This window comes from Umezawaea sp. NPDC059074 (genome assembly GCF_042738955.1).
Classification (GTDB): Bacteria; Actinomycetota; Actinomycetes; order Mycobacteriales; family Pseudonocardiaceae; genus Umezawaea.
The window spans coordinates 23,143-28,314 of the sequence record NZ_JBHYHC010000125.1 but is presented as its reverse complement, the minus strand read 5'-3'; the positions used below and the strand labels follow the sequence as shown (position 1 = coordinate 28,314).

At 70.1% G+C, this 5,172-nt stretch carries 7 protein-coding genes; 3 read left to right on the top strand and 4 right to left on the bottom strand.

From position 1 onward, the window contains the following. Positions 1-317 precede the first annotated feature (317 nt). The gene (locus ACFWW9_RS36770) at positions 318-692 is read right to left on the bottom strand and encodes a YccF domain-containing protein (RefSeq protein WP_390386969.1); all 375 of its coding nucleotides are present in this window, start codon (positions 690-692) and stop codon (positions 318-320) included. A 32-nt stretch (positions 693-724) separates the two neighbouring features. Here ACFWW9_RS36770 and ACFWW9_RS36765 point away from each other — a divergent pair, with 32 nt between their 5' ends. After that, on the top strand, positions 725-1,696 hold the full coding sequence (locus ACFWW9_RS36765; RefSeq protein WP_390386968.1) for a Gfo/Idh/MocA family protein: 972 nt from the start codon (positions 725-727) through the stop codon (positions 1,694-1,696). On the opposite strand, the gene ACFWW9_RS36760 is transcribed toward ACFWW9_RS36765, so the two are convergent. Next, positions 1,678-2,907 carry an Nramp family divalent metal transporter gene (locus ACFWW9_RS36760; protein WP_390386967.1) on the bottom strand — a complete coding sequence of 410 codons (1,230 nt, stop codon included), beginning with the start codon at positions 2,905-2,907 and terminating at the stop codon, positions 1,678-1,680. The two genes, ACFWW9_RS36765 and ACFWW9_RS36760, sit on opposite strands and share 19 nt — an antisense overlap. A 102-nt stretch (positions 2,908-3,009) precedes the next feature. After that, a complete protein-coding gene (locus ACFWW9_RS36755; protein WP_390386966.1) occupies positions 3,010-3,576 on the bottom strand; it encodes a TetR family transcriptional regulator in 567 nt (188 codons plus the stop codon). Positions 3,577-3,659: 83 nt separating this feature from the next. Here ACFWW9_RS36755 and ACFWW9_RS36750 point away from each other — a divergent pair, with 83 nt between their 5' ends. Then, a complete protein-coding gene (locus ACFWW9_RS36750) occupies positions 3,660-4,307 on the top strand; it encodes an HAD family hydrolase (protein WP_390386964.1) in 648 nt (215 codons plus the stop codon). Here ACFWW9_RS36750 and ACFWW9_RS36745 read toward each other — a convergent pair. Then, entirely contained in the window at positions 4,270-4,473 is a 204-nt protein-coding gene (locus tag ACFWW9_RS36745) for a hypothetical protein (protein WP_390386963.1), read from the bottom strand. The two genes, ACFWW9_RS36750 and ACFWW9_RS36745, sit on opposite strands and share 38 nt — an antisense overlap. Before the next feature lie 126 nt (positions 4,474-4,599). On the opposite strand from ACFWW9_RS36745, the gene ACFWW9_RS36740 reads away from it, so the two are divergent. Next, entirely contained in the window at positions 4,600-4,986 is a 387-nt protein-coding gene (locus ACFWW9_RS36740) for a cold-shock protein (RefSeq protein ID WP_330878165.1), read from the top strand. Positions 4,987-5,172 lie beyond the last annotated feature (186 nt).

Genomic DNA, 5,172 nt, shown 5'->3' with positions numbered 1-5,172 from the left:
GGCAGGGCTTTGGGGCACTGCCTTTTGGCCCGATAAAGGCCAAAATGAGGGGCCCCATGTCAAATCGGCCACAGCACGCTGGAAATCGCAGCCACCGACAGACCACTCTGGAACCGGCAGCCACTGACCGACCACGCCGGAACCGGCAGCCGCTGGAAGCAGCCCGCTGGAAGCAACAGCCGCCGCGAGGAACCCCGACCAGCACTACAAGGACAACCTGAAAGCCGCCGGAACTCGCAGCCGCCGAGAGGCACCCCCGGATGTCGAGAGAACCCCGGCAGCTGCGAAGAACCCCCGGATGTCGAGAACCCCCCCAACTACGGAATGTCGACGATGACCTTCCCCAGCGGCATCAACGACACCGGGATCATCTTGAAGTTCGCCACCCCCAGCGGGATCCCGATGATCGTCACGCACAGCGCGATGCCGGTGAACACGTGCCCGATCGCCAGCCAGATCCCGGCGAACACGATCCAGATGATGTTCCCCAGCAGCGACGCCGCCCCGGCGTCCGGCCGGTCCACCACCGTGCGCCCGAACGGCCACAGCGCGTAGTTGGCGATCCGGAACGACGCCAGCCCCCACGGGATGGTGATGATCAGGATGCAGCAGATGATCCCGGCGATCGCGTACCCCACCGCCATCCAGAACCCGCACAGCACCAGCCAGATCAGATTGAGGATGAGACGCATACCTCGATCTTGCCTGATTAGGCTGCGGCCTTGTGACCGAATCCGTGCGTTGGGGTGTTGTCGCCCCCGGTGGTATCGCTGATGTCGTCACTTCGGACCTGCTGCGGGTGCGCGGTGCCGAGGTGCTGGCCGTGTCGTCCCGCGCGCACGAGCGCGCCAAGCAGTTCGCCGAGAAGCACGGCATCCCCCGTGCCTACGGCGGCACCGACGACCTCCTCGCCGACCCGGACGTCGACGTCGTCTACGTGGCGACCCCGCACGCCCAGCACCACGCCGTCACCAAGGCAGCCCTCGAAGCGGGCAAGCACGTGCTGTGCGAGAAGGCGTTCACCCTCACGCTGCCCGACGCCCAAGAGCTCGTGGACCTGGCCCGCGAGCGGAACCTGTTCCTCATGGAGGCCATGTGGACGCGGTTCAACCCGCTGATCCGCCGGGTCAAGGCCCTGATCGCCGAGGGCGCGATCGGGGACGTCCGCGCGGTGCACGCCGACTTCGGGTTCACCGCTTCCTACGACCCCGAGCACCGGCTGTGGAACCCGGCGCTCGGCGGCGGCGCGCTCTTGGACCTCGGCGTCTACCCCGTGTCGTTCGCGCACATGGTCCTCGGCGAGCCGGAGTCGATCACCGTGCACGGCTCGCTCGCCCCGAGCGGGGTCGACGCCGACGCGGCCCTTCTGCTGGCCTACGAGGGCGGCGCGCACGCGCTGCTCACGTGCTCGCTGATCAGCACGCCGGGCGTGACCGCCGCGATCGTCGGCAGCGGCGGCCGGATCGAGATCCCGGAGCCGTTCTACAACCCGGCCGCGATCGTCGTGAACGGCGTCGAGGAACGGGCCGAGCTGGAGGGCTACGGGTACACGCCGCAGCTCACCGAGGTCACCCAGCGGGTCGCCGCCGGGTACACCGAGAGCCCCGAGATGACGTTGGACGACACGCTGGCCGTGATGCGGACGCTCACCACGGCGCTCGGCGCGCTGGGCGTGAGCTACGCGAACGTCAGGTAGACCAGCACGAGGTTGAGGGCGATCACGGCCACCGACACGACACCGGCCGCCACGGTGGTGCCGACCCGGTTGGTGGCCGTGCCCATCACGGACCGGCTCGCGGTCAGCCACACGAGCGGGACCAGCGCGAACGGGATGCCGAACGACAGCACGACCTGCGACAGCACCAGCGCCTGCGTCGGGTCGACGCCGACCGACAGCACGACCAGCGCTGGCACGAGCGTGATGAGCCGCCGGGTCAGCAGCGGGATCCGGAACCGCAGCAGGCCGTCCATCACGACCGCGCCCGCGTAGCAGCCGACGGCGGTCGACGCGAAGCCCGACGCGAGCAGGCCGATGGCGAACAGCAGGGCGATCCCGCCGCCGAGCTGCGCGCCCACGGCTGCGTGCACGCCCTCCAGGCTGTCCACGTCCGGTGAGCCCTGGAGCGAACTCGCGGCGAGCAGCAGCATGGCCAGGTTCACCGCGCCCGCGAGCACCATCGCGATCACCACGTCGACCTTGGTCGCGGCCAGGAGCCTGCGCCGCGGCTCGCCCTCGGCGGGCTTGCCGTGCCGGTCGCGGGCCAGCGCCGAGTGCAGGTAGACGGCGTGCGGCATCACGGTCGCGCCGAGCATCCCGGCGGCCAGCAGCACGCTCTCCGCGCCGTCGAACCGGGGGAGCAGGCCGCCGACGGTCGCGCCCGCCGACGGCGGGTCCACGAACAGGCCCGCGGCGAACCCGACCGCGATCACCACCAGCAGCGTCGTGACGACCCGCTCGAACGGCCGTTGCCCGCCGCGGTCCTGCACCAGCAGCAGCACCGTGGACACAACCCCGGTGATCAGGCCGCCGACCAGCAGCGGGAGGTCGAACAGCAGGCCGAGCGCGATGGCCCCGCCGAGGACCTCGGCGAGGTCGGTGGCCATCGCCACCACCTCCGCCTGACCCCAGTAGGCGAGCCGGACGGGCTTGGGCATCCGGTCCCGCACGGCCTCCGGCAGCGACATCCCGGTGACCAGCCCGAGCTTCGCCGACAGGTACTGCACCAGCCCCGCCATGACGTTCGCCACGACCAGCACCCAGACCAGCAGGTACCCGTACCGCGCGCCCGCGGCGGTGTTCGTGGCGACGTTGCCGGGGTCGACGTACGCGATGGCCGCCACGAACGCGGGACCGAGCAGGACGGCGCTCGCCTTGAGGCGAGCGACCTTGGGGCGGATGGCGACCACCGGTGAACCTCCTGAAGGGCTTGTCGCCACATCATGGCAACAAGCGGGTGTGCTCCGGCAGTGCGGTGTCCGGGCGGTGCGATGGTCGGGCGGGGTGCCTGGTCAGGAGGGGAGTGCGGCCTTCGCCACGGCGAGCATGGCGTCGACCGCCTGCTCGGGTGGGCCGCTGGGCATCAGGAGGTGGCTCAGCGCCAGGCGCACGATCGTCTCGGCGACCTGCCGGACGTGCTCGGTGGGCAGGTCCGGCCACTGGCGGGCGAGCTGCCTCGCCACGACCTCGGTCGCGGGCAGCAGCACGGGCAGGCCCCTGGTGGTGAGGAACGGCAGCAGGTCCTCGGCGTCCGCGCCCGTCACCACGGACGACACCAGGCGGTCCCGCGCCGCTTGTTCCAGCAGGAACGTCAACGCGTCGCGCATTCCGTCGAACGGTCGCGGGGCGTCGATCAACCGCTGCTCGACGCCGACGAGGTACTCCGCGGTCCGCTGGAGCGCCACTGCTTGGACGAGGCCGAGCTTGGTGCCGAACTCGTTGTAGACGGTCTGCCTGCTCACACCCACCCGGCCGGCGACGTCCGCCATGCGGAGCCCGGAGAAGCCGTTGGCCGCCAGTTCGTCCGCCGCGGCGGTGAGGAGGCTCTCGCGCAACGGGCTCTCGGCAGGTCGACTCACGTGCCTGAGCCTGGCACATCGGGGGAGGGCGTCCATCACCTGGACGGGGGACCACTTCTCGTCGATCCACGTAGAGTGGGCCGGTGCCGTTGACCGTGGGATTCGACCTGGACATGACCCTCATCGACCCCCGGCCGGGCATGGCGGCCGTGATGGACGCGGTGGCCGCGGAGACCGGCTACCCCCTCGACGGCGAGGCCTTCGCCGCCCACCTCGGACCGCCCCTGGACATGGTCTACCGGGAGAACGGCGTGCCGGAGGAGGAGATCCCGGACCTGATCGCCCGCTTCCGGGCGCTGTACCCGGACGTCGTCATCCCGTCGACCGTGGCGCTGCCCGGCGCGGCGCAATCGCTTGCGGCCGTGCGTGACCTGGGTGGGGACGTGGTGGTCGTGACCGGGAAGTACCGGCAGAACGCGGCACTGCACCTGGCGGCCTTCGGGTGGGAGGTCGACCACCTGATCGGCGGCGTGTGGTCCACCGGGAAAGCCGAGGCGCTGGTGCTGCACGGCGCGGCCGTCTACGTGGGCGACCACGTCGGCGACGTGCGCGGCGCGAAAGCCGCCGGGGCCGTTGCGGTGGGGGTGACCACCGGGCCGTGCTCGGCGGTCGAGTTGGAGGAAGAAGGAGCGGACGTCGTGTTCCCCGACCTCACCGGATTCCCGGAGTGGCTGCGGGAGAACGCGGAACGGCTCAGCGCCGCTTCGCTCGGGAGTTCCGCACCGCGCTGAGGACGCCCAAGCCGAGACCGATCGGGGTCAACAGGCACGCGGCGACGTTGAGCCACACGGGCAGGTCGGACTTGCCCGCCGCGAACAGAGCGAACACCACGACGATCGCCACGAGACCCAACGCGAACAAGGCCAGTGCCAGCGGCATCAGCTTCGGAGCGGACATGCCGCCGAGACTAGTCGCGCAATCGGAGGTGCCCGCACACCGGTCTACTGGCTACTCTGGGAAGAACGCGTCCTGGGTACGCCCCAGGGCGCTTCGTCATGTGAAAGCAAGGGAATGGTGAGGGCAGTGCCGACCGGCAAGGTCAAGTGGTACGACACCGAGAAGGGCTTCGGCTTCGTCACCCAGGACGGTGGCGAAGACGTCTACGTGCGGAAGTCCGCGCTCCCTCCGGGCGTCGAGGGCTTGAAAGCCGGGCAGCGCATCGAGTTCGGGATGGCGGAAGGGCGGCGAGGGCCGCAAGCGTTGTCCGTGCGGCTGGTGGACCCGGCTCCGTCGGTGGCCGAGGCGCGTCGACGGCCCGCCGAGGAGTTGCACGGGCTGGTCGAGGACATGATCAAGCTGCTGGAGATGAAGATCCAACCGGACCTGCGGCGGAACCGGTACCCGGATCGGAAGACGACCAAGCTGGTGGCTGAGGTGGTTCGGGCCGTGGCTCGGGAGTTGGATCCGTAACGGGGGCTGCGGGGTCGGGTTCGGTGGGGCCGGTTTGGGCCTGAGGGTCGGGTTCGGTGAGTCCGTGAGGCCCGTGGGGAGTGGGTGGTGTCGCCCCACCCCGCTCGCGCAATTATTTCAACACCCGTTTTGTGTTTTAAAGGGGGGCAAGAATCCGAGACAAGACAAAACCGGTGCGGACGCCGG

Excerpts from the sequence above, each read along its gene's own strand:
- ACFWW9_RS36770 (WP_390386969.1), bottom strand. The coding sequence starts at position 692 with ATGCGTCTCATCCTCAATCTGATCTGGCTGGTGCTGTGCGGGTTCTGG.
- ACFWW9_RS36745 (WP_390386963.1), bottom strand. The coding sequence starts at position 4,473 with ATGTCCGCTCCGAAGCTGATGCCGCTGGCACTGGCCTTGTTCGCGTTG.